Source organism: Marinobacter sp. OP 3.4 (genome assembly GCF_036224885.1).
Classification (GTDB): Bacteria; Pseudomonadota; Gammaproteobacteria; order Pseudomonadales; family Oleiphilaceae; genus Marinobacter.
Map to the genome: position 1 here is coordinate 1 of NZ_JAVVLT010000067.1, position 20692 is coordinate 20692.

The 20692-nt window shown below is 60.1% G+C and carries 15 protein-coding genes; 10 read left to right on the forward strand and 5 right to left on the reverse strand.

Annotated features, from left to right (window positions below; translation table 11 throughout):
• Positions 1 to 51: 51 nt before the first annotated feature.
• Complete coding sequence (locus tag RO069_RS12090; RefSeq protein ID WP_328187797.1) at positions 52 to 360, reverse strand: Mpo1-like protein; 309 nt, start codon at positions 358 to 360, stop codon at positions 52 to 54.
• 141 nt (positions 361 to 501) lie between these two features.
• Positions 502 to 1470: a beta-ketoacyl-ACP synthase III gene (locus tag RO069_RS12095; RefSeq protein ID WP_328187799.1), complete on the reverse strand. Its 969-nt coding sequence runs from the start codon at positions 1468 to 1470 to the stop codon at positions 502 to 504.
• Between the two features lie 299 nt (positions 1471 to 1769).
• Here RO069_RS12095 and thpD point away from each other — a divergent pair, with 299 nt between their 5' ends.
• The 3 genes from thpD (at position 1770) to RO069_RS12110 (ending at position 4587) form a co-directional block, all read left to right on the forward strand.
• Positions 1770 to 2738: an ectoine hydroxylase gene (gene thpD / locus RO069_RS12100; protein WP_328187800.1), complete on the forward strand. Its 969-nt coding sequence runs from the start codon at positions 1770 to 1772 to the stop codon at positions 2736 to 2738.
• Positions 2739 to 2843: 105 nt separating this feature from the next.
• On the forward strand, positions 2844 to 4001 hold the full coding sequence (locus RO069_RS12105; protein WP_328187801.1) for an alcohol dehydrogenase catalytic domain-containing protein: 1158 nt from the start codon (positions 2844 to 2846) through the stop codon (positions 3999 to 4001).
• Between the two features lie 37 nt (positions 4002 to 4038).
• Positions 4039 to 4587 carry a YdeI/OmpD-associated family protein gene (locus tag RO069_RS12110; protein WP_328187802.1) on the forward strand — a complete coding sequence of 183 codons (549 nt, stop codon included), beginning with the start codon at positions 4039 to 4041 and terminating at the stop codon, positions 4585 to 4587.
• A gap of 43 nt (positions 4588 to 4630) precedes the next feature.
• Here RO069_RS12110 and RO069_RS12115 read toward each other — a convergent pair whose 3' ends face one another.
• Positions 4631 to 5110 carry a DUF523 domain-containing protein gene (locus tag RO069_RS12115; RefSeq protein ID WP_328187803.1) on the reverse strand — a complete coding sequence of 160 codons (480 nt, stop codon included), beginning with the start codon at positions 5108 to 5110 and terminating at the stop codon, positions 4631 to 4633.
• Positions 5111 to 5362: 252 nt separating this feature from the next.
• On the opposite strand from RO069_RS12115, the gene RO069_RS12120 reads away from it, so the two are divergent.
• From RO069_RS12120 to RO069_RS12145, 6 genes are all read left to right on the forward strand, one after another.
• A complete protein-coding gene (locus tag RO069_RS12120) occupies positions 5363 to 6829 on the forward strand; it encodes a malate:quinone oxidoreductase (RefSeq protein ID WP_328187804.1) in 1467 nt (488 codons plus the stop codon).
• Positions 6830 to 7011: 182 nt separating this feature from the next.
• Positions 7012 to 8340 carry a PilZ domain-containing protein gene (locus tag RO069_RS12125; protein WP_328187805.1) on the forward strand — a complete coding sequence of 443 codons (1329 nt, stop codon included), beginning with the start codon at positions 7012 to 7014 and terminating at the stop codon, positions 8338 to 8340.
• Positions 8341 to 8357: 17 nt separating this feature from the next.
• Positions 8358 to 10919 (forward strand): EAL domain-containing protein, encoded by a 2562-nt coding sequence (locus RO069_RS12130; RefSeq protein WP_328187807.1) that lies wholly within the window; start codon positions 8358 to 8360, stop codon positions 10917 to 10919.
• A gap of 125 nt (positions 10920 to 11044) precedes the next feature.
• On the forward strand, positions 11045 to 12406 hold the full coding sequence (locus tag RO069_RS12135; RefSeq protein ID WP_328187809.1) for a glycine cleavage T C-terminal barrel domain-containing protein: 1362 nt from the start codon (positions 11045 to 11047) through the stop codon (positions 12404 to 12406).
• A gap of 61 nt (positions 12407 to 12467) precedes the next feature.
• Complete coding sequence (locus RO069_RS12140) at positions 12468 to 13397, forward strand: methylenetetrahydrofolate reductase (protein WP_328187811.1); 930 nt, start codon at positions 12468 to 12470, stop codon at positions 13395 to 13397.
• Positions 13378 to 15114: a formate--tetrahydrofolate ligase gene (locus RO069_RS12145; protein ID WP_328187812.1), complete on the forward strand. Its 1737-nt coding sequence runs from the start codon at positions 13378 to 13380 to the stop codon at positions 15112 to 15114. The genes RO069_RS12140 and RO069_RS12145 overlap by 20 nt, the downstream gene beginning before the upstream one ends.
• Here the strand turns inward: RO069_RS12145 and RO069_RS12150 are convergent.
• Positions 15106 to 16218 carry a GlxA family transcriptional regulator gene (locus RO069_RS12150; protein ID WP_328187814.1) on the reverse strand — a complete coding sequence of 371 codons (1113 nt, stop codon included), beginning with the start codon at positions 16216 to 16218 and terminating at the stop codon, positions 15106 to 15108. The two genes, RO069_RS12145 and RO069_RS12150, sit on opposite strands and share 9 nt — an antisense overlap.
• Before the next feature lie 368 nt (positions 16219 to 16586).
• Here RO069_RS12150 and RO069_RS12155 point away from each other — a divergent pair, with 368 nt between their 5' ends.
• Complete coding sequence (locus RO069_RS12155; RefSeq protein ID WP_328187815.1) at positions 16587 to 17969, forward strand: L-serine ammonia-lyase; 1383 nt, start codon at positions 16587 to 16589, stop codon at positions 17967 to 17969.
• A 27-nt stretch (positions 17970 to 17996) separates the two neighbouring features.
• Here RO069_RS12155 and RO069_RS12160 read toward each other — a convergent pair whose 3' ends face one another.
• Positions 17997 to 20567 carry a GcvT family protein gene (locus tag RO069_RS12160; RefSeq protein ID WP_328187817.1) on the reverse strand — a complete coding sequence of 857 codons (2571 nt, stop codon included), beginning with the start codon at positions 20565 to 20567 and terminating at the stop codon, positions 17997 to 17999.
• Positions 20568 to 20692 lie beyond the last annotated feature (125 nt).

Sequence of the window (20692 nt, forward strand, 5' to 3'; positions counted from 1 at the left end):
GGCCTCAAAGTGGGACGCTCTCGCCTGGCGCGATTTCTACCGCGCAGACTCCTAGAACGGAATCCGCCCGATCAGGATGTCCCGGAACATCACCCAGTCCCCCATCAGGCTGTAGAGCGGGTGCTTGAAGGTGGCGGGGCGATTCTTCTCAAAAAAGAAATGGCCAACCCAGGCGAAGCCGTAGCCGATAACCGGAATGGCCAGTAGCCACCACCAGGCCCCGGTGAGCAGTACCGATGCAAGTACCGCCAGGACCAGCAGGCTGCCAACAAAATGCAGTCGCCGGCAGTTCCTGTCCCGGTGTTCGTCCAGGTAATAGGGGTAGAATTCAGAGAATGACTGGAATGACTGATCGGACATGGCGACCTCCAACAGACGGGTTATTGTTATGATTCTGTTAACCAGTCTAATGGAGTCCTTTAACAGGGCTCAAGGAAAACCGCACAGGGAGTACTACGCCCCTATTTGGCGCCTTGAGAGTGTACCGGCCCGGGGCAGGGCTCAGTAACGCAGCAGGACCGAACCCCAGGTAAAGCCGCCGCCGAACGCTTCCAGCATTACCACCTGGTTCTTCTGGATCCGCCCGTCCCGCACGGCCACGTCCAGGGCCAGGGGAATGGAGGCGGCTGACGTGTTGCCATGCCTGTCCACCGTGACCACCACCTGATCCATGGGCAGGTTCAGTTTTTTTGCGGCGGCCGAGATAATGCGGAGGTTGGCCTGGTGGGGCACCAGCCAATCGATTTCGGACTTGTCCATACCGGTCTCGGCCAGGGTCTCGTCCACGATCCGGCCCAGGGTGTTGACCGCCATCTTGAACACTTCATTGCCCTTCATCTCGATGAAGGCATTGCCGGCCTTGACCTGCTCGTAGTTGGAAGAGATACCGCAGGGAACGTGCAGCAGGTCTTCGTAGCGGCCATCCGCGTGGATCTTGGCGGAAATGATGCCGGTTTCCTCACTGGCCTCAAGGATCACGGCGCCGGCGCCATCGCCAAAGAGCACGCAGGTACCCCGATCTTCCCAGTTGACGATCTTCGAGAAGACCTCCGAGCCCACCACCAGCACCTTCCTGCTGGCACCGGTGCGGATGAACTTCTCCGCCGTGGACAGGGCGTAGACAAAGCCACTGCACACCGCCTGGATATCGAAGGCCGGGCAACCCTGGGCGCCGAGACGGGCCTGCAGGATGCAGGCGGAACTGGGAAAGATCTTGTCCGGCGTGGAGGTGGCAAAGACGATCAGGTCGATATCGTCGGCGGCAACGCCAGCCGCCTCCATGGCCCGTCGTGACGCCTGTTCGGCCAGATCCACGGCGGTCTGGCCCTCGGCGGCCACATGCCTTTGTGCGATCCCGGTCCGCTCCCGGATCCACTGGTCGGTGGTGTCGACCATGGATTCCATGTCCTTGTTGGTTAAGACCTTTTCCGGCAGATAGGATCCTGTACCGGTAATTCTGGCGTATGACATGCGTTGTGTTCCCGGGATTGCAAGATTATGTGAACAAGGAAGTGTATGGCAGCATCCTACACTGTATCAACGGCCCATGGTTATTAGCGATTTGTCAAAGAGCCCGGAAAGTCATCCCTGTGTCATCAAACTGTGAGTCAGAACATGGACGACAGGCAACTTGACCAATGCGAACCTGCGGACTTTTACTGGAAACACTGACACCGCTCTGGATGTGCCATTCCCAATAGTGGGTGAGCCGACATTTCATTCCCTCCGGAGACTGCAGTCCCGGTTTGCAGACAGGAGGAGTCGTTCCCATGAGCAGATACGATCCTTTTCCTTCACGCCTGAAAGAGTCCGATGAACGGATTAATCCCTTCGTCCGTCTCGATCCGGTCATTCATTCCCGGAACGAGTTTCGCTGGCACGGCCCGCTGGATGAAGTGGCCCTGTCGCGGTACGAACGGGATGGGTTCCTGTGGTTCGAGGGCTTCTTCAACCAGGAGCGGATGGCACCTTTCTTTACGGAACTTCGCGAGATGGCCCAGGACAGCGAGTTGATGGCCTCGGACCAGGTGATCCAGGACCCGGCCAGTGGAGACATCCGTTCGGTCTTCGCCATGCACCAGATCTCCGAGCACTTCAACCGGCTCACCAGGGACCCCCGTATCCTGGGTATGGTAAGGCAGTTGTTGGGCAGTGAGGTCTACATCCACCAGTCCAGGATCAACGACAAGTTCGGCTTCGAGGGCAGCGGTTTCAACTGGCATTCGGATTTCGAGACCTGGCACAGTGAAGACGGCATGCCCAGGATGCGGGCCGTCAGCGCGTCGCTGATGTTGACGGACAACAACGAATTCAACGGACCGCTGATGCTGATCCCGGGCTCCCACCATTACTTTGTTCCCTGTTTCGGGGAGACCCCGGACCTTCACTGGAAAGACTCCCTCAAGACGCAACGGCTGGGGGTGCCGGACCAGGACGCGCTGGCCATGCTGGCCAACCGGGGCGGTATCGAAGCGCCCAAGGGGCCCGCAGGCTCGCTGCTGTTGTTTGAATGCAACACCCTACACGCCTCGAACAAGAACATGTCGCCCTGGCCCCGGTCCAACCTGTTCTTTGTCTACAACAGCATCGACAACACCCTGGAATCGCCCTATGCCGCAGAATCCCAGCGCCCTGAGTTCCTGGCCACCCGGGAAAACACCAGCCCGCTGACCATGCACGATGACTTTCCGGAACTGGCCAGCCAAGGCGTGGAACCGCTGCGGTTCCGGGGTAGCTGATCCGCCTGGGAGGGTGGAAATCCAGCAGGCGATTTTCCCCCGGCTTTGCTATCGTTTTCAGTCAGGCCAACGACCGATCACCACAGCGACCAGAGGTGCTTCAACATGAGCAGAATCGCGATTCCGGAAACCATGAAGGCGATGGTGCTGACGGGCCATGGTGATGTGGACAAGCTGGAGTACCGGGAAGATGTGCCAACGCCCAAGCCAGGTCCCGGCCAGGTCCTGGTGAAGGTCACGGCAACCGCCAAGAACAACACGGATCGCAAGGCCCGGGAAGGCCTGTACCCGACGAAGGAGAAGGGCGATGTCACCTCCTTCGCCATGGGCGGCGAGCCGACGCTGACGTTTCCCCGCATCCAGGGAGCGGACGTCGTCGGCCGGGTCGTTGCCGTGGGCGAGGGCGTGGATGAAGCCCGCATTGGTGAGCGGGGGTTGCTGGACTTCAACCTCTACGCCGACGAACGTCGGGATATTAACCTGACGCCGGACTACTACGGCCATGGCGCCGACGGCGGTTTCGCGGAATACGTGGCGGTGCCGTCCGATCAGTTCCATCATGTGCCGAAACCGGACCTGGCCGATGCCGAACTGGCGGCCATGGGCATGTGTTCCTATCAGACCGCCTATCACATGATGACTTCCGCCCGCATCAAGGCGGGAGAACGGGTACTGGTCACCGGAGCCAGCGGCGGCGTGGGCACGGCGCTGATCCAGCTCTGCCGGATTGTCGGAGCCATCCCCTATGCCCTGAGCCAGCAGAGTAAGGCCGACGCCCTGAAAGCCCTGGGGGCCGAGGCGGTGCTGGACCGCTCCGATATGGAACGGTTCGAGGACCGGGTCAAGGCGGTTACCGGTGGCGCCCCCATCGACGCGGTGATGGACCTGGCCGGCGGTGAGATGACGGATCGCTTCATCGACACCATGATCTTCGACATGAACTCGCGCAGGGACTACCCGAGACTCAGTATCGCAGGTGCCAGTGCCGGTAATCTCTCGGAGATTATGTGGACGCGCATCTACCTGTACCAGGTGCAGATATTCGGCGTTTCCCATGGTACCCGGGAGGAGGCGGAGCAATTGGTGGAATGGATCCGGGGCGGCCAGCTCAAGCCGGTCCTCCATGCAGCCTTCAGGCTCTCGGACCTGCACGAGGCGGAGCGTTACTTCGTCAATCGTGGCAGTGGCTACCTGGGCAAGATCGTGATCGTGCCGGACTCGGAATGGGACGAACATGGGCAGATGTTTGGACTCAGCGCCTGAGATCCTGCCCTGGACGGATTGAATCGCGGATACCGATATGACCTCAACTGACACAAAGTCGTTCCAGGTAAAACTGCTCAAACCGGCCAGGCCCGGCGATGACGACTCCTGGGCGTTTGTCATCCTTCCGAAGGAGGCCAGTGACAGTCTCCCCAGGCGGGGCAGAACCACGGTCGCAGGCGCTCTCAACGGCCATGGCTTCCAGGAAACACTGGAACCGGACGGCCAGTTGAGCCACTGGCTCCGGGTCAGCCGGGAGCTGAGGGAGGCGGCAGGCGTGGAGGTTGGCGATACGGTCACGCTGGAAATTCGCCCCGTGGACAAGGAACCGGAGCCCGAGGTACCACCGGATCTTGCGGAAGCACTTGCGGCCTCGCCGGAGGCCCGTCAGGTATGGGAGGGCACCACAACCATCGCTCGTCTGGACTGGATTCACTGGGTTGTTTCCGCCAAGCAGGCCAAAACCCGGGCGAAGCGAATCCGCGATGCCTGTGATCAACTGGCGGAAGGCAAGAAGCGGGTATGCTGCTTCGATCCGTCCGGATTCTACAGCAAGGCCCTGCGTGCGCCTGAGGCGGCGGAGTGATCCGAAGACGGTCACAACGCCAGCCAGGCGGGACTGGCCTCAATTAAGGTAACATGGTAACAAGATCGTCTATGTCGTTCTGACTGAAAACTTTTATGCCATTCTCCCGGAGCAGGGCGGTTGTGCATCCAACCCCGGGAACTCGTGTGCCAGTAAAGCTCCCGTCATAGATAACATTGCTGCCGCAGGAAGGGCTTTTTTCCGCCAGGATTGCAAATTCGATCTGCTCTGCCTGACATTGAGCCAGCGCCAGTCGAGCGCCTGTCAGGAAATTCTCGGTGAGATCATGCCGGTCGGTATCAATGATTCTGGCGTGGCCAGACAACACCGCCCGACCATCACCGTTAGTGATCTCCGCCGGAGCCCGTGGAGTGGGCAGGCCAGAGGCCACTTCAGGACAGAAAGGAACTAGTTGATGGATATCCTGCAGCGCCCGGAACCGGGGGTCGCCAACCGCCAGGTCACCACCGTCATACCGGACTTCATGCCCAAGGAGGCAGGCACTTACCAGGATTTTTGCCATAACTTTTCCTCGGGCTGTCAGGCTATCGAACCAGTCAGAAAGTCTGCAGAGATACAAGCCGGAATTCAACAGTCCCGTGGCCAGAGACACCCATTAACAGACCATGGCCCCCTGACACCAAGTCCAGACTTTTGCAGACTCACGATCTTTGCTTATGCTGTCATGGTCAGTGGTGGCGCCGTGCCGCCTTAATGATGAATACTGGACCCACATTGCCGCTTCACCCCATACCTAAGAGACCGAGATAACTCTATGAAAGTCATCATCATTGGCGCTGGCATCATGGGAACCACCTTTGCCGCGCTGGCAAAAGAGCTGGCTCCCGACCTGGATGTCACCATACTGGAGAGACTGGACCACGCCGGGGCAGGCAATTCGTGGGTATTCAACAACGCCGGGACCGGCCACGAGGCCAACTGCGAGCTGAATTACACACCGGTGGACGAAGAGGTCATTTCCGTTGAAAAGGCCCTGAAGATCCATGCCCAGTTCAATATTGCCAAGCAGTATTGGGCGTATCTGGTCAGGCAGGGCGCCATCGAGGATCCGAAGACATTCATCAATCAGACCAGACACTGCACGATTGTATCCGAACCGTCGATTGACGAACTGAAGCTGCGATTCAATGAAATGTCCGCCCACCATTTCTTCGAGCAGATGCGCTTTTCCGAGGATTTTGACGAGATCCAGAGCTGGATTCCGTTCCTGATGGAGGGGCGCCCCCGCGACCAGAAAATGGCCGCAACCGTCATTGAAACGGGTACGGATGTGAATTTCGGCAAGCTTACCGAGCATCTGGCCGCGTACGCCGAGAGCCTGGGCGTCAACATTGAGTACGGTACCCATGTGAGACGTGTCCACCGCAGCCCGGCCGGTAGCTGGCTGATCGAAGCCGAGCAGAACGGGAAAGCCATTCGGCACAAGGCGGATACCCTGTTCGTGGGTGCGGGTGGAGGCGCCTTCCCCCTCCTGAAAAAGAGCCATCTCCCGTTCAGTCGGCGATTCACCGGATTCCCCGTGGGCGGTCGCTTCCTGCAGGCTGCCATTACGCCGGAGCAGGCGTCTCAGTATCGCGCCAAGACCTACGGCAAAGCGAAGGTGGGTGCTCCGCCCATGTCGGTACCCCACCTGGATCTGCGGGTGTCGGACGGTCAGCACTACCTGCTGTTCGGACCCTTTGCGTCATTCAAGCCGATCCTTGAGAAAGGTCGCGGTTTCATCGATTACCTACGTGCCATGCGCCTGCATGATATCCCGGGACTGCTGAACGTCACCTTCGAACACTTCCCTCTGGTCAAATACCTGGTGTCGGAGACGTTCACCGGTGAAAAAAGCATGCTCAGGCAGCTGGATGAGTTCGCTCCGGGAATGAGCCGGAAATTCGACTGGAAAGTCATGGACGCCGGACAACGCGTGCAGATCATCAAGGATGGCGACCTGCAAATGGGCACGGAGATCCTGGTGTCAGAGGATAAAACCTACGGGACCCTGCTGGGGGCCTCACCGGGGGCCTCGGTGTCGCCGGAAGTGATGCTACGGGCGGTGGAGCAAATGCTGCCGTCCATATTCTCGAAGGAACACGCCGGTGAAAAGCTGAAAGAGATGTTTCCCGAGCACGATATCGAGACGCTAAGCCACAACGCGGACCGGTACCGGGAGGTCCGGGATGCCGCCAACAGCACTCTTGGGATCCGGAAGTCCATGGATGACATGAGTTGAATAAGCTCTCTTTTTGCGCGCTATACACAACCCCTCAACTGGATAATCCAACCAGAATTTTCTGATAGAGACCGGTCTCCACCTTATTGCGTCTGTTTCGCTACGCAAATGGCAGCATGCCTGGGATTGGTCCAGACTAAGGGCTACATGTCCGCGTCATACTCGCCTACAGGGAGATCCGCATGAGTAAGTTGCATGGAGAATATCGCAGGCATATGCGGTCTGGGATCCGTATTCCGGTGGATCTCAGTTATGCGGACGAAACAGTAATCACGAACACGCTGGATGTATCCTCCAGCGGATTGCGGTTAAAACGGCCCAATCACTTATTTATCCGCCCTGGCGAAGTGGTCGATATTTCATTCCGGGGCAAACACCAGATAACCCTGCCGGCCATGGTCGCGCACATGGGCAAGTCCCATATCGGCCTTCAGTTTTGCAGAAAACGCTTTTCGGATCAGGAACTCAAAGAACTCTATGACCAGGCACCCGTCTGGCAGCGACTCTGGGCACGCAGTAAACGCGGGATTTGGCGGGGTAGCCGCCGATTCGGCATATTTGCCGCGAACACCTTTCTACGTTCGATAATCATTGCTCTCGTACGACCGCATTTTGTGTTTGCCGTGTATGGCAATGAGAGAGATGCCGAAACCTATTTCACGCCCAGGATGGCGAAACACATGCCGCCCAATCTTGTGCTGGGTTTCATCCGCAACCAGGAAGCGCGAGGGTTAGTGGTGGCCTCGCAGACCCTTGAACACGAATTGCAGGCCGATTCCGAAAAAGTTCGACGTTATATCGGAGAACTGCAACGGAACTTCCCCCATGTGAAGCGCATTGCCCTGGTCGGCCGGCTACCCAACTTCGTTATGAAGGCCGGCATCGACATTTCAGATCCGCTGGTCGAAGGCAGCCTCGGCACACGTTACATGATCTGGGATGTGGCCCGGCAAATGCGGTCCCGCCCCCAGTATTCCCAGCAGGACAGTATCGTGGTGCTTGGCGGTGCCGGGCGTATAGGTAATGCGGTCTGCGACGACCTGACCCGACTGTACGCGACGGTGATCGCGTTCGATCCGCGCTACGAACAGGATGAAGAGAGCCAGGTAGGCGAGGGGACGGTATTGCGTACCTCGAATGTCGCCCGGCTGCACGATCAGAAACTTTATATCGGTCTTACATCCCATGGCGATGTGGTACTCGATTTATACCAGCACATGCCTACCGGATCGTTGATAGCAGACGATACCCATCCCTGCATCAGCCTGCCGGTCCGGGAGAGCTTGCAGGAAAGGGAGATTGCCGTAGAAAAAGTGGTCCTCTCCCATACCGAGTTCCTGATGTGGCCGCGCCTGCCGGCCTGGAACAACCGCGACATACCTGGCTGCCTGGTGGAGGCCCTGGTGTTGCTACGACAACCCCAACTTGAAGGTGGCGACTTTCAGTCGTTTTGCCTCCAGGCCGAGAAAATGGGCTTCACTGGCCGTCTGATCAGGCCCCTGGATGAGTAGGGGGCAGGGCATGAAACATGGGGCAATCAGTGCGTGCATATTGGATCCTCCTGGCGTTTTCCCTGGTCTTTTCCTCCGCTGTAGACGCAGAAGTGGAGATCCGGGGTGACCGTAATCATTATTCACTGAATGACCAGGTAACCTATTCGGTAGACGCCAGTGGTGAGGCGACCCTGCAGGATATCCTGGGGCAGGGGGAGTGGATCGCCAACCCGGATGAGGGTGTGCTGAACCTGGGTTTCACGAGCGCGCCTGTCTGGGTAAAAACGTCGGTTCAAATTCCGGAAACCACCGGTGAGCAGTGGTACCTGGTGATTCCCTATCCGTTGCTGGAAGCGGTGGAGCTGTACGTGTTGCGTGAGGGCCGCTTGCCCGTGCTCTACCAAAACAGCCGTCAGGATGTGCACAAGACCCACCGGCACCTGGCTGCCTACAATGTGGGGCTGCCTGTTCCACAGGGGCTCACCGGAAATCTGGACCTGGTGCTTCGGGCGGAATCATCCACATCGCTGCAGGTCCCGGTTGAACTATGGCGCGAAGACTACCTGTTTGATCGCTTCATGGCACATAGCCTCTACTGGGGCGGATACTTTGGAATTCTTTGTGCGCTGGCGATTTATAATCTGGTCCTGTTTCTGTCCATTCGCGATGCGGCATATGGTTACTATGTGCTGTATGTCGCTGCCCTTAGTGTTGTGATGCTTAGTATTTCAGGCGTGGGAAGCACGTTTGTCTGGCAACAGGACCCGCTCTTCACGCGTTATGTACTGCCGATTGGTACGGGACTCACGTCTCTGTGTGCCTTGTTGTTTGCACGCCAGTTCCTGAGGTGGCCCGGGTTTTCGCCACGCCTGGACAGGACCATGAAAGTGGCGGCCGGCCTGGCCGCAGTGCTTATCGTGTATACCCTGTTTGATCCGTTGAATGGGACGCGCTTGGCTGGACTTCTTGGGGTGCTGGTGCTGGTGCTTTTGATCAGCGTGGGCGTGGCCTGCTTGCTGGCAGGCGTTGCCATAGCCCGTTACTTTGTGCTGGCGTGGGCGGCTTTTGCCGGTGGTGGGCTTCTGTACCTGCTGACGGTCTTCGATCTGTTACCGGTGAACGCCCTTACCAACCACGCCATGGCCGCAGGCTCTGCTGCGGAAGTGCTCCTGTTATCCTTCGCGTTGGCACATCGCATCAAGGAAGAGCGGTCCCATAAGATGGCTGCGCTGCGTCGGCAGCAGCAAGCGGAACAACAGGTGAGAAAGCTGCACCTGAAGGCCCTGGAGCAGGCCATGCACGATTCGCTGACCCAGATGCCGAATGCGTCGCTCCTCAGGCAGCGTTTGCAGGAAAGTGTTGACCGTGAAACCAGGGCGGCGCTGGTCCTGGTGCACTATCCACAGGTGACGGAGATTGCGTCGAGTATGGGCCACAGTCTGGCCGAGAAGATGTTTCTCCAACTGGTGGATAAAATCAATCATGCCCTTGGCGGCCCCGCCTCGATTATTCGTCTGGAAGATAGGGGGCCCGCGTATCTTGCCATCCCCAGCTTTGGGTCGGTTGCCTTCCTGATAGATTTCAGCCAATTGGATACCGAACTTGAATTCTTTATTGAACAAATTCTGGGCCACCATGAGGTGTCGGTAAACGCCGTTCGATTACCGCTGTTAATGAACCTGCACTGTGGCGTGGCGATACACCCGGAGCATGGGAGCGACGCTGACGAGCTTTTCCAGCATGCCTCCGCCGCGCGGGACAGCAGTGCCCGAAACAAGGTGCCGGTGCAGCTCTACAACGGGGATATTTCCGCCTTTGCGCGCCGCCGATTGGCATTGATGAGTGCTCTGCCTCCTGCCATCAAAGCGGGAGAGTTGGAGTTGTACCTGCAGCCGCAAATGAACGAGTCAGGGGAGCGATTGGTAGGGGCCGAAGTGTTGCTGCGCTGGACAAGTCCGCGTTTTGGACCGGTGCCGCCATGGGAGTTTATCGATGTTGCCGAAAACGCCGGGTTGATGGATTTGCTGTCGCGCTTTGTGATCAGGGAGTCCTGGGCAACCCTTGAATACTTGCACCGGCAAAAACTGGATATCAGTCTCAGTGTGAATCTGTCGGTACAAAACCTGATCAATACAGATTTCATTGCCTTTATGCTCAACGGGGCGAAAGAACAGGCCATCCCGATGGACCGCATGATTTTCGAAGTCACCGAAACAAGCATGATGCACAACATAGACGCCGTGATCAGCGCGTTGAAGTTGATTGCAGGCAGTGGAGGCAAGATCGCCCTGGACGACTTTGGCACCGGTTATTCGTCCCTGGCTTACCTGAGCCGTCTACCCATTCATGAACTGAAAATCGACCGCTGCTTTATCAGTCAGATGTGTTCCAGTCGCAATGATTTGTGGATTGTGGAGAACACCCTGAAACTGGCGCGCGCGCTGAATCTGGAAACCGTGGCCGAAGGGGTTGAGGACGCCGACACGGTATCGCTCCTGCACACCTTGGGGTGTCATCGCCTGCAGGGGTACCACTTTGCCAAACCCATGCCGGTTGACACCTTTTGCGATTGGGCGCTGCATCGGAAGGCCGGCTGATTCCGCCGGCGGCGATGCCCCCCCCTCTGACGTTTTTGGCTATGCCAGTGTCGTATTGGTTCAACCCGATAACCTCGAACAGGATCACATTAGAGCTATCAACAACCCGGTAGGGGGAGATAGCAATGGCCGTTAAGTTCGAACACGCACTTCAGGATTATCCACGACAGCGGGCCGGTGCCGCGCGCCAGCCTGAAAGCGTCGATCAGTCTGATCGCCGCGTTCCCATCAACCTGCGCCAGTCCGGTCCCACGCCGGTGGAAATGCTGATTTCCACCAGGGTCCGTAAGTCGCCGTACTGGCACCTGGCCTATGAGGCTGGCTGTTGGCGGGCGACCGTGTACAACCGCATGTACCACCCCCGGGGCTATGTCCGCCCTGAAGACGGCGGCGCCATGGTGGAGTACGAATCACTGATCCACGACGTCACCATGTGGAACGTGGCGGTGGAACGCCAGATCCAGGTCAAGGGCCCGGATGCGGAGCGCTTCGTAAACTACGTGATCACCCGCGACGCCACCAAAATAAAACCCATGCGTGGCAAGTACGTCATCCTCTGCAACGAGGAGGGCGGCATTCTCAACGACCCGGTATTGCTGCGGGTGGCCGAGGATGAGTTCTGGTTCTCCCTGTCCGACAGTGACCTGGAGTTCTGGCTGCGGGGCGTGAATATCGGCATGGGCTTCGATGTCAGCATCGCGGAAATCGACGTGGCGCCGGTACAGATCCAGGGTCCCAGATCCGAGGCGCTTATGGTCGACCTGTTCGGGGAGCGAGTGAAGGACATTCCCTACTATGGGCTGATGGAGGGCCAGGTGGCCGGCCACGACGTGATCATTTCCCAGACCGGCTTCACCGGGGAAAAAGGCTACGAGATCTACCTGAAGGAAGCCACCAAGTACGCCGAGGATCTCTGGTACACCGTGCTTGCCGCCGGCGAGACCCACAACCTGCGGGTGATCGCCCCCGCCCATCATCGCCGGATTGCCGCGGGCATCCTCTCCTGGGGTCAGGACGTGGACCAGGAAACCCTGCCGTTCCAGTGCAACCTGGCCTACCAGGTGCCCCGCAACAAGGAGGCAGACTACATCGGCAAGCAGGCGCTTGAAAAGGCTCGTGAGCAGTTGGATGCCGGGCGCCCACCGTTCAGCCATATCATGGTCGGCATCCGCTTTGGTGGCGGCCACGTGACCGACTACGCCAATGATTTCTGGCTGGTCAGTGGCCCGGATGGCGGGAAGCCGGAAGGCTACGTTACCTCGCCCTGGTACTCGCCCGAGCTGGAGACCAACATCGCGCTGGCCTATGTGCCGTTTGGTCTGCGGGCCATTGGTACGAAGCTGACGGTTCATCTGCCAGTGGAATACGCCGATGCCGGTGGCTCAACCGACGTAGAGGCCGAAGTGGTTGAGGTGCCGTTCCGGCCGTCGGTGAATCCCAATGCCCGCGAGCGGGCCCGGGCGAAGGGCATCGACTTCGCTGACTAGGGCAGGTGGCGGCGGCCGCTCCCTGGCCGGTGAAAACGGATAGCAATGGGATGGGTGGTTTATGAAACTGGTGAGTGACAAACAGCCGTTCAGTTCCCGCGATGCGGAAGCCACCGCCAGGTTCCAGTCACTGGTGCGCTGGGCGTCCATCGAGGCAACACCCCGCCAGATACTGACCCAGGAGCAGTTGCCGGACTTGCTGCCACGGGGTACCTGCGTCTACGTGCCTTTCCTGCCAAAGGGCCAGTTCAGCGATACCCTGCATGCCTGCCGGCATCTGCTGGAAATCGGCATGCAGCCGATTCCTCACGTGCCGGTTCGAATGGCCCAGAGCAGCGGGCAACTGCGGGACTGGCTGTCACAAATGGATGAAATACGGGTTGACCGGCTGCTGCTGATTGCCGGCGACAGTGATGCGGTCGCCGGCCCCTTTCCGGACACGCTCGCCGTTCTCGAATCAGGCCTGTTGGCCCAGTTCCGCTTCCACGGTATCGGTGTCGCCGCTCATCCGGACGGGCATCCGATGGCAGACCGGGCCACGTTGATCCAGGCCCTCAGCATCAAGCGTGAATACGCCCGCACGACCTCGACACGGCTGTGGGTGGTAACCCAGTTCACCTTCGACGCTGAGGTGGTGATCGACTGGCTGCAGAGCCTGGGCAATATCCTGGAAGAGGTGCCGGTGTACATCGGCATGGCCGGGCCGACGCGGGTGAAAACCCTCATGGCCTACGCGGCGCAGTGTGGGGTGGGCGCATCCGCCCGCCTGATGCTGCGTCGTCCGGGCAGTACCAGACTGCTGCGTGCCTGGACACCGGATGGCATGGTGCGTGCGCTGGTCCGGTATTGCCTGGACAACCCGGATACCCTGCTACGGGGCATCCATCTTTTCCCATTCGGCGGACTGCGCCAATCGGCGCAATGGATTAAAGAGCATAGCGGGTCCCTTGAGGACCAGAGAGGCCAGCTCCATGAGTCTTCAGTACAGTAAACTGACATCGACAACACCGGTGCCTGCGGAGTTTCCGCCGCCGGGCACGCCCGACATCGAGATCGCCCGCTCGGTCCAGCCCCTGTCCATACTTCTGCTGGCCCAACAGCGTTTCGGGTTGCCGGGGGAGAGCCTGGTGCCCTTTGGTCACTACAAGGCCAAACTGGATATGGCATACGTGGATACCTCCGCCACCGCGCCCCGGGGCAAGCTGGTGCTTGTGACCGCCATTACCCCGACCCCGGCCGGGGAGGGCAAGACCACCACCAGCGTGGGGCTGAACGACGGATTCAACCGTTTGGGGGTGAGCTCTTCCGTGTGCCTGCGGGAGCCCTCCCTTGGCCCCTGCTTTGGCATGAAGGGCGGGGCCGCCGGCGGTGGCCGGGCCCAGGTGATTCCAATGGAGGATATCAACCTGCATTTCAATGGCGACTTCCACGCCATTACCTGTGCCCACAACCTGCTGGCGTCGCTGATCGACAACCACATCCACTGGGGTAATGAAGCCGGCCTGGACCCGCGCCATGTAAGCTGGCGAAGGGTTCTGGATATCACCGATCGCTCCCTGCGCAACATGGTGTGCGGCCTTGGTGGCGCTGCCCATGGCGTGCCCCGTGAAACCGGGTTCGATATTACCGTCTCTTCCGAGATCATGGCGATCCTGTGCCTGGCCGACGGGCGTGCGGACCTGAAACAGCGGTTGGGGAATATCATCGTTGGCCGGCGTTCCGACAGGACCCCGGTGACTGTTCGCGATCTGGGCATGGAAGGTTCGCTGTCCGTCCTGCTGAAAGAGGCACTGCAGCCAAACCTGGTACAGAGCCTGGAGCACAATCCGGTGTTTATCCATGGTGGGCCGTTTGCCAATATCGCCCACGGCTGTAATTCCGTAACGGCCACTCGTGCGGCGCTGGCCCTGAACGACGTGGTCGTGACCGAGGCCGGCTTTGGTGCCGACCTGGGCGCCGAGAAGTTTATTGATATCAAGTGTCGGCACACCGGCTTGCGCCCTGATGCCGCCGTGATTGTCTGCACCATTCGGGCGCTCAAGATGCAGGGCGGTGTTGCCCAAAGCAAACTGGCGATTCCCGACCTGGCTGCGCTGCGGGATGGTGCCGCCAATCTGGAGCGACACATCCGCAACCTTCAACAGTTCGGACTGACTCCGGTGGTGTGCATCAACCGTTTCCCGGACGACACCGAGGAGGAGATGGCCCTGGTTCAATCCATCAGTGAAGAGCTTGGGGTAAAAGCCGTGCCCGCCGACCACTGGGCAACCGGTGGCCAAGGTGCCACGGAACTGGCCCAGGCCGTGCTCGACCAGATGGACGAAGGCACACCGGAGGTGAAGTTCCTCTATGAGGACAGCCTGCCCCTGGCGGACAAGATCCGCACCATCGCCACCCGTATCTATCATGCGGGAAGTGTGGAGTTCACCCCGGTGGCGAAGCGGCAACTGGAGGAGTACGAAAGCCTGGGGTTTGGCCACCTGCCGGTGTGCATTGCCAAGACCCAGTACAGCTTCTCGTCGGACTCGTCGGTGAAAGGGGCACCATCCGGGCATAGGCTGCCGGTAAGGGAAGTGCGCCTGGCCGCCGGGGCCGGGTTCGTGGTGGCGGTGTGTGGCGACATCATGACCATGCCCGGCTTGCCGCGCCGTCCCGCCGCACTGGACATCGCGCTGGATGAAAATGGCCTGGTGGTGGGATTAACCTGAGCCGGTGTCCTCGAAGATGCCATAAGTCGGTTCCGTGCGGGCACGCCTCAGTGCCTGCAGGGAGGAGGAAGGGAGGCTGGCCATGGTGTCTGTCAGCCCACTGCCTGGGGTTTCCCCGGAATAGACTTGCATTCGTTCGTATTTCGGGGCCCGCCCCATGGTCTTGCGGTAACACCGGCTGAAGTGGGTGGCGGACACGAAGCCGCACATGGAGGCGATTTCCACGATCGAGCAGGAGGTCTGCTTGAGCAGCCGGCGGGCCCGGTTCAGGCGAACCCGCAGGTAATAGCGGGAGGGGGTGCAGCCCAAGTGCTTGAGGAACAGCCGTTCCAGTTGCCGCCGTGATATGCCCGCCAGTGTCGCCAGTTCCTTCAGTTCGATGGGCTCTTCGATATTGGCTTCCATCAACTGGGCCGCTTCCGCCAGCTTGGGCTGGGCGCAGGCCAGGCGGGGATGCATGGGCATGGGCTGCTGTTCGCTTTCCTCTCGCACCCGGTCGCACACAAACATATGGGAGACGGCGTTGCTGAGTTCCGGGCCATGGCGTCGTGCCAGGAAGCTCAGCATCATGTGCATGGGCACGGTGCCACCGGTGCAGGTCATGCGTTCCCGCTCGATGGTAAACAGACGATTGTTGGTCTGGACCCGGGGGAAGCCCTCCTGCATGGCTTCCAGACATTCCCAGTGGGCACTGCAGGAGTGACCGTCCAGCAGGCCGGCACTGGCCAGGACATAGGGGCCGGTGCAAACAGCCCCCAGCAGGACATGCCGCCGCGCCATCTGCTTGAGCCAGTTGATCTCCTTGCGGGAAAAACTCCGGGTGACATCAATGCCGGCCACCACGATCACCAGGTCAAACCGGTGCTCCTCCTGGATGGAGGCATCCGGCAGCATGGTAATGCCGTCGCTGGCGCGGGCGGGTTCGCCCCCGGCGGTAAGCAGTTTCCAGGAATAGAGCTCGGTGCCGGCAAGCTGGTTGGCCATGCGCAGGGGTTCAACGGCCGTGGCCAGGGCAATCAGGGTGAAGTTCTCGATCAGCAGGAAACCGACCCGATAGGGCTCCTTGGCGGGCCTGTCTGTATGAGCGCCTGATTCAGTGGACATGGTGACCCCCTTGCCCCGCCTTGGCCTGTTGAGGCGCCTCATGCCCGATATGCCGGTATTGATCGCCTCAACCTGAACACTAGTTGTTGCACCTGGATAGTGCAATTGGATAGTGCAATCGCATATCTGGATCAGACAGCCCAGTCAGTGATCCGTCCCGATTTGGCCCCATTCTATGCCTGCGCCTGGTGGGCGAGTGGTCCACAATCGACAGATTGGCGTGAGAAATGGTCCACATGCGACGTCTCTTTTGTGTGGCGACCGCCAGGATTGTCGTAAATCATCGTTCCGGTGTCGTCCGCAAGCAGCCTGTGGGCCACCGGCGGCGTTACCCTTGAGGTACACATCCCAAGGCAGGAGACGGCAAAGTGGCTGTCAGTCTGTTTGAGTTGTTCAAGGCAGGCATTGGCCCGTCCAGTTCCCATACGGTGGGGCCCATGGAAGCGGCGCGCCGGTTTTCCCGTACCCTGGAGGAAGAAGATCTGCTGGCTTCCGTGCATCGGCTCAAGGTATCCCTGTACGGTTCCCTTGGTGCCACCGGCAAGGGCCACGGCTCAGGCCCCGCCGTGATGATGGGGCTGGAAGGGGAGCAGCCGGCCCTGATTGATCCTGAGCAGATGCCGGCCCGCCTTGAGCGTATCCGGAGTACCGGCACACTGTTCCTCGCCGATCGACACCCGATTCATTTCCTGGAGCGTACCGACTTGGTGTACTACCGCCGGAAGTCATTGCCAGCGCATCCCAATGGCATGACCTGCCAGGCGTTTGATCAGAACGGACACTGCCTGTGTGAGCGAACCTACTACTCCGTGGGCGGCGGGTTCGTCGTGGCCGCAAACAGCGATGGTGCCCCGGAAATCCGCGCAGACGATACGCCACTGCCATATCCCTTCAACAGCGGGAAAACCCTGTTGGCCCTGTGCCAGGAACACGGCCTGAGCATTGCTGACATTATGTGGGCCAACGAACAGGCCTGGCGTTCGCCGGAGGCGATCCGCAGCGGCATCCTCGGGCTCTGGCGGGTCATGCGCGAGTGCGTCCGGAACGGTATCCGCCACGAAGGGGAACTGCCTGGCGGCCTCAAGGTACGACGCAGGGCGGCGTCGCTCTACCGATCGCTGATGGACAAGACGCGTGTGGACCTGATCTCGCCGTCACTGAGTGCGCTTGACTGGGTGAACCTCTATGCCCTTGCCGTCAACGAGGAGAACGCGGCCGGTGGGCGGATCGTAACGGCGCCCACCAATGGGGCTGCGGGTATTATCCCGGCGGTATTGCATTACTACTGGGAGTTCTGCCCCCAGGCGGATGACGATGGCGTTGTCCGCTTCCTGCTGACAGCGGCGGCGATTGGCGTACTGTTCAAGGAAAACGCCTCTATTTCCGGGGCCGAAGTCGGCTGCCAGGGCGAGGTGGGTTCCGCCTGTGCCATGGCGGCAGCCGGGCTGGCGGCGGCTACCGGCGCTTCACCGGAACAGGTGGAAAATGCCGCCGAAATCGGTATGGAGCATCACCTGGGCATGACCTGCGACCCCATCGGCGGGCTGGTGCAGATTCCCTGCATCGAGCGCAACGCCATGGCTTCGGTGAAGGCCATCGACGCGGCCATCATGGCGCTGCGGGGCGATGGCAGGCACTTTGTCTCCCTGGACAAGGTGTTGCACACCATGCGGGAAACCGGCCGCGACATGCTGGACAAGTACAAGGAAACCGCAAGGGGAGGGCTGGCGGTCAACATCATCGAATGCTGACCGCCAGGTAGGGAGCCGCCACGCCGGTCAGGACTTCACCCGTTCGTTGCCCGGATCAAACAGTGCCCGGTAGCCCACCGCCTCGATGCGGATAGGGTAGTGTTCCTGGAAGTATTCCAGGGTCAGCTCCCGGCCCTCCTGGGCATACTCCACCGGGATGTAACCCAGCAGGATGATCTGGCCCACCGACGGGCCCCAGACCACGCTGGTGTTGTAGGAGCGGCGGCCATGGCTGTCCACCAGTACCTCGCCGGTTTGTGGATCGAGGATCGGCCACTGGCCCACCGGATAGCGCAGCACGCCATTGGCGTCCCGGTGTTCGGTCATGGTCATGGTGCACAGGTACGCGGCCTGTTGCGGCCAGCCCCGCTGTTCCAGATAGGCGGCCTTGCCGTGGAAATCCGCGTCCTTCACCTTTGGCCGTTGCAGCCCGGCTTCGTAGAGGTTGTATTCGGTTTCCAGGTCCACATTCTGCAGCCGTAGGCTCTTCTCCAGCCGCCGTGTATTGGCGTAGGTCTCGATGCCCACCGGGGTCACGCCCGCCTCGAAGAGCAGGTCCCAGATTCGCAGGCCATAGCTGAACGGGAAATACAGCTCCCAGCCCTGTTCCCCCACGTAGGAAATGCGGAAGGCCCACACCGGCACGCCCCGAATGTTCAGCTCACGGGCGGTGGCAAAGGGGAAGTTCTCTGCCGATAGTTCGTCCGGGTCGGTGACGAACTGAGCCAGGGTTTCCCGGGCCTTCGGGCCCCAGAGCCCCAGGGTGGCCAGTTCGTCGGTACGGTCCTGCAGGTGGATATCGTCCAGACCTTTCTCCCGCGCGATGCGTTTGATCCAGCAATAGTCCCGGTGGCCGGTGTCGCCGCCGCAGACCACCCGGTAGTCGTTGTCGCCACGCCGGATGATGGTCAGATCTGAGCGGACACCGCCACGGGCATCGAGGAAGTGGGTGTAGACCCCTTTGCCGTGGGGCGTGGTGCCGCCCACCTTGGCGACGGAGAGGTATTCCAGCAGGGCTTCGGCGTCGCCACCGGAGATATCGAAAATGGCGAAGTGGGAGAGGTTGATCATGCCCACGGATTCACTCATCTCCAGTTGCTCGGCGTTGGAAACCTCCCAGAAATGCCGGGCGTCCCACTCATGCTCCCGCACCGGGATGCGGTCGCGGTATTTCGCCAGCAGGGTGGACTCATTGGCCGCGTAACCGTGGGCACGCTCCCAGCCAGCGGCCTCCATGAAATAGGCGCCCAGTTCAACTTCCCGCAGGTAGAACGGGCTGGTGCGCATCCTGCGCCCGGTCAGGTAGGGCTCGCGGGGGTGAACCGCCGGAGTGTAGATTTTCTTCGCGGTTTCGTAGCAGCGGTTGTAGACGTAATCCGGTGTTTTCTGCAGCGGATAGTGACGGGCGATATCGACACTGTGGGGATCCATGTCCGGCGAACCATGGGTCATCCAGTCCGCCAGGACCTTGCCCGCGCCAGGACCATCCTTGACCCAGACCGCTTCACAGAACCACAGGTTGCGCACTTCCGGGGACTCACCCATCAATGAGCCACCATCGGGGGTCACCGACAGCAGGCCATTGAAGGAATGCTTGTCCTCCCAGCCCAGCTCGCCCAGGATCGGGGTCATGTCGATGGCTTTTTCGTAGGCTTCCATGACCTGTTCGAGGGACAGATCCCGCATCGACGGTGACATCCGCGCTTCGCCGGGCTCGGCGATGGCGCCGGGGTAGACCAGCCGGGGGTTTTCGGCTTCATAGTAGCCCCACTCGACACGACCACCTTCGGTGGTGGCGGGGTCGCCGGTATCCCGCACGTAGGCGGAGTTGCCCTGGTCGCGGAACAGTGGATAGACAATCTGTTTGCCGGTGCCGGCCAGTTCGTCCCAGGGTCCGAAGAAGAGCAGGGGATGTTCCAGCGGCATCAGCGGCAGGGGCGCATTGGCGGTGTTTGCCATCAGCGGCCCCCAGATGCCCATTGAGAGCACGACGTACTCGGTTTCAATGTAGCCCTTGTGGGTTTCAACGCCGCGAACCTGGCCGTCCTGGACATCGATACGGATGGCCGGGGTATAGGCAAAGGCCTGCAGCTTACCGGTAGCAACCGCGTCCTCCACCAGGTCGCCGGCGACTTTCTGGGAACGGGGCACCACCAACCCGGCGTCCGGGTCCCACATGGCGCCCTGGATCTGGCTCTCATCCACCAGCGGGAACAGCTCCTTCGCCTGCCTGGGCGAGATCATGCTGACGTTGGTGCCAAACGCCTTCCCGGAGCCTACCTTGCGGCGCAGTTCGTCCATGCGCTCGTCATCGTCGATGCGGGCCACCTCCATGCCGCCACACTTCACATAGTTGCCGCGCTTTTCATAGAAGGCCTGGCTGTACTTGGTGGTATAGATGTTCAGCTTGTCGTGGGAGGTGGTGAAGCAGAAGTCCGAGGCGTGGGAGGTGGAGCCGATGTCCGTGGGAATGGCGGATTTCTCCAGTCCCACGATGTCATCCCAGCCCTGCTCAATCAGGTGGTGGGCTACCGAGGCCCCGACGATACCGCCCTGGCCAATGATGACGACTTTCGCCCGTTCTGGTAGTTGTGCCATCTTGTCCCCCTCTACCCACAATGAACGCCAGCAACGTGCTGCGGCCTTGATTCAATGTGGCCCTGATCGGCCGGGGGAGGTAAATCCAATACGACACCAAGTCGTCCAAAAACGGCAGGGGCAAG

Bases quoted from the DNA above. Each gene is read 5' to 3' on its own strand.
- RO069_RS12090 (WP_328187797.1), bottom strand. From the start codon at position 360: ATGTCCGATCAGTCATTCCAGTCATTCTCTGAATTCTACCCCTATTAC.
- RO069_RS12095 (WP_328187799.1), bottom strand. From the start codon at position 1,470: ATGTCATACGCCAGAATTACCGGTACAGGATCCTATCTGCCGGAAAAG.
- thpD (WP_328187800.1), top strand. From the start codon at position 1,770: ATGAGCAGATACGATCCTTTTCCTTCACGCCTGAAAGAGTCCGATGAA.
- RO069_RS12105 (WP_328187801.1), top strand. From the start codon at position 2,844: ATGAGCAGAATCGCGATTCCGGAAACCATGAAGGCGATGGTGCTGACG.
- RO069_RS12110 (WP_328187802.1), top strand. From the start codon at position 4,039: ATGACCTCAACTGACACAAAGTCGTTCCAGGTAAAACTGCTCAAACCG.
- RO069_RS12115 (WP_328187803.1), bottom strand. From the start codon at position 5,110: ATGGCAAAAATCCTGGTAAGTGCCTGCCTCCTTGGGCATGAAGTCCGG.
- RO069_RS12120 (WP_328187804.1), top strand. From the start codon at position 5,363: ATGAAAGTCATCATCATTGGCGCTGGCATCATGGGAACCACCTTTGCC.
- RO069_RS12125 (WP_328187805.1), top strand. From the start codon at position 7,012: ATGAGTAAGTTGCATGGAGAATATCGCAGGCATATGCGGTCTGGGATC.
- RO069_RS12130 (WP_328187807.1), top strand. From the start codon at position 8,358: ATGGGGCAATCAGTGCGTGCATATTGGATCCTCCTGGCGTTTTCCCTG.
- RO069_RS12135 (WP_328187809.1), top strand. From the start codon at position 11,045: ATGGCCGTTAAGTTCGAACACGCACTTCAGGATTATCCACGACAGCGG.
- RO069_RS12140 (WP_328187811.1), top strand. From the start codon at position 12,468: ATGAAACTGGTGAGTGACAAACAGCCGTTCAGTTCCCGCGATGCGGAA.
- RO069_RS12145 (WP_328187812.1), top strand. From the start codon at position 13,378: ATGAGTCTTCAGTACAGTAAACTGACATCGACAACACCGGTGCCTGCG.
- RO069_RS12150 (WP_328187814.1), bottom strand. From the start codon at position 16,218: ATGTCCACTGAATCAGGCGCTCATACAGACAGGCCCGCCAAGGAGCCC.
- RO069_RS12160 (WP_328187817.1), bottom strand. From the start codon at position 20,567: ATGGCACAACTACCAGAACGGGCGAAAGTCGTCATCATTGGCCAGGGC.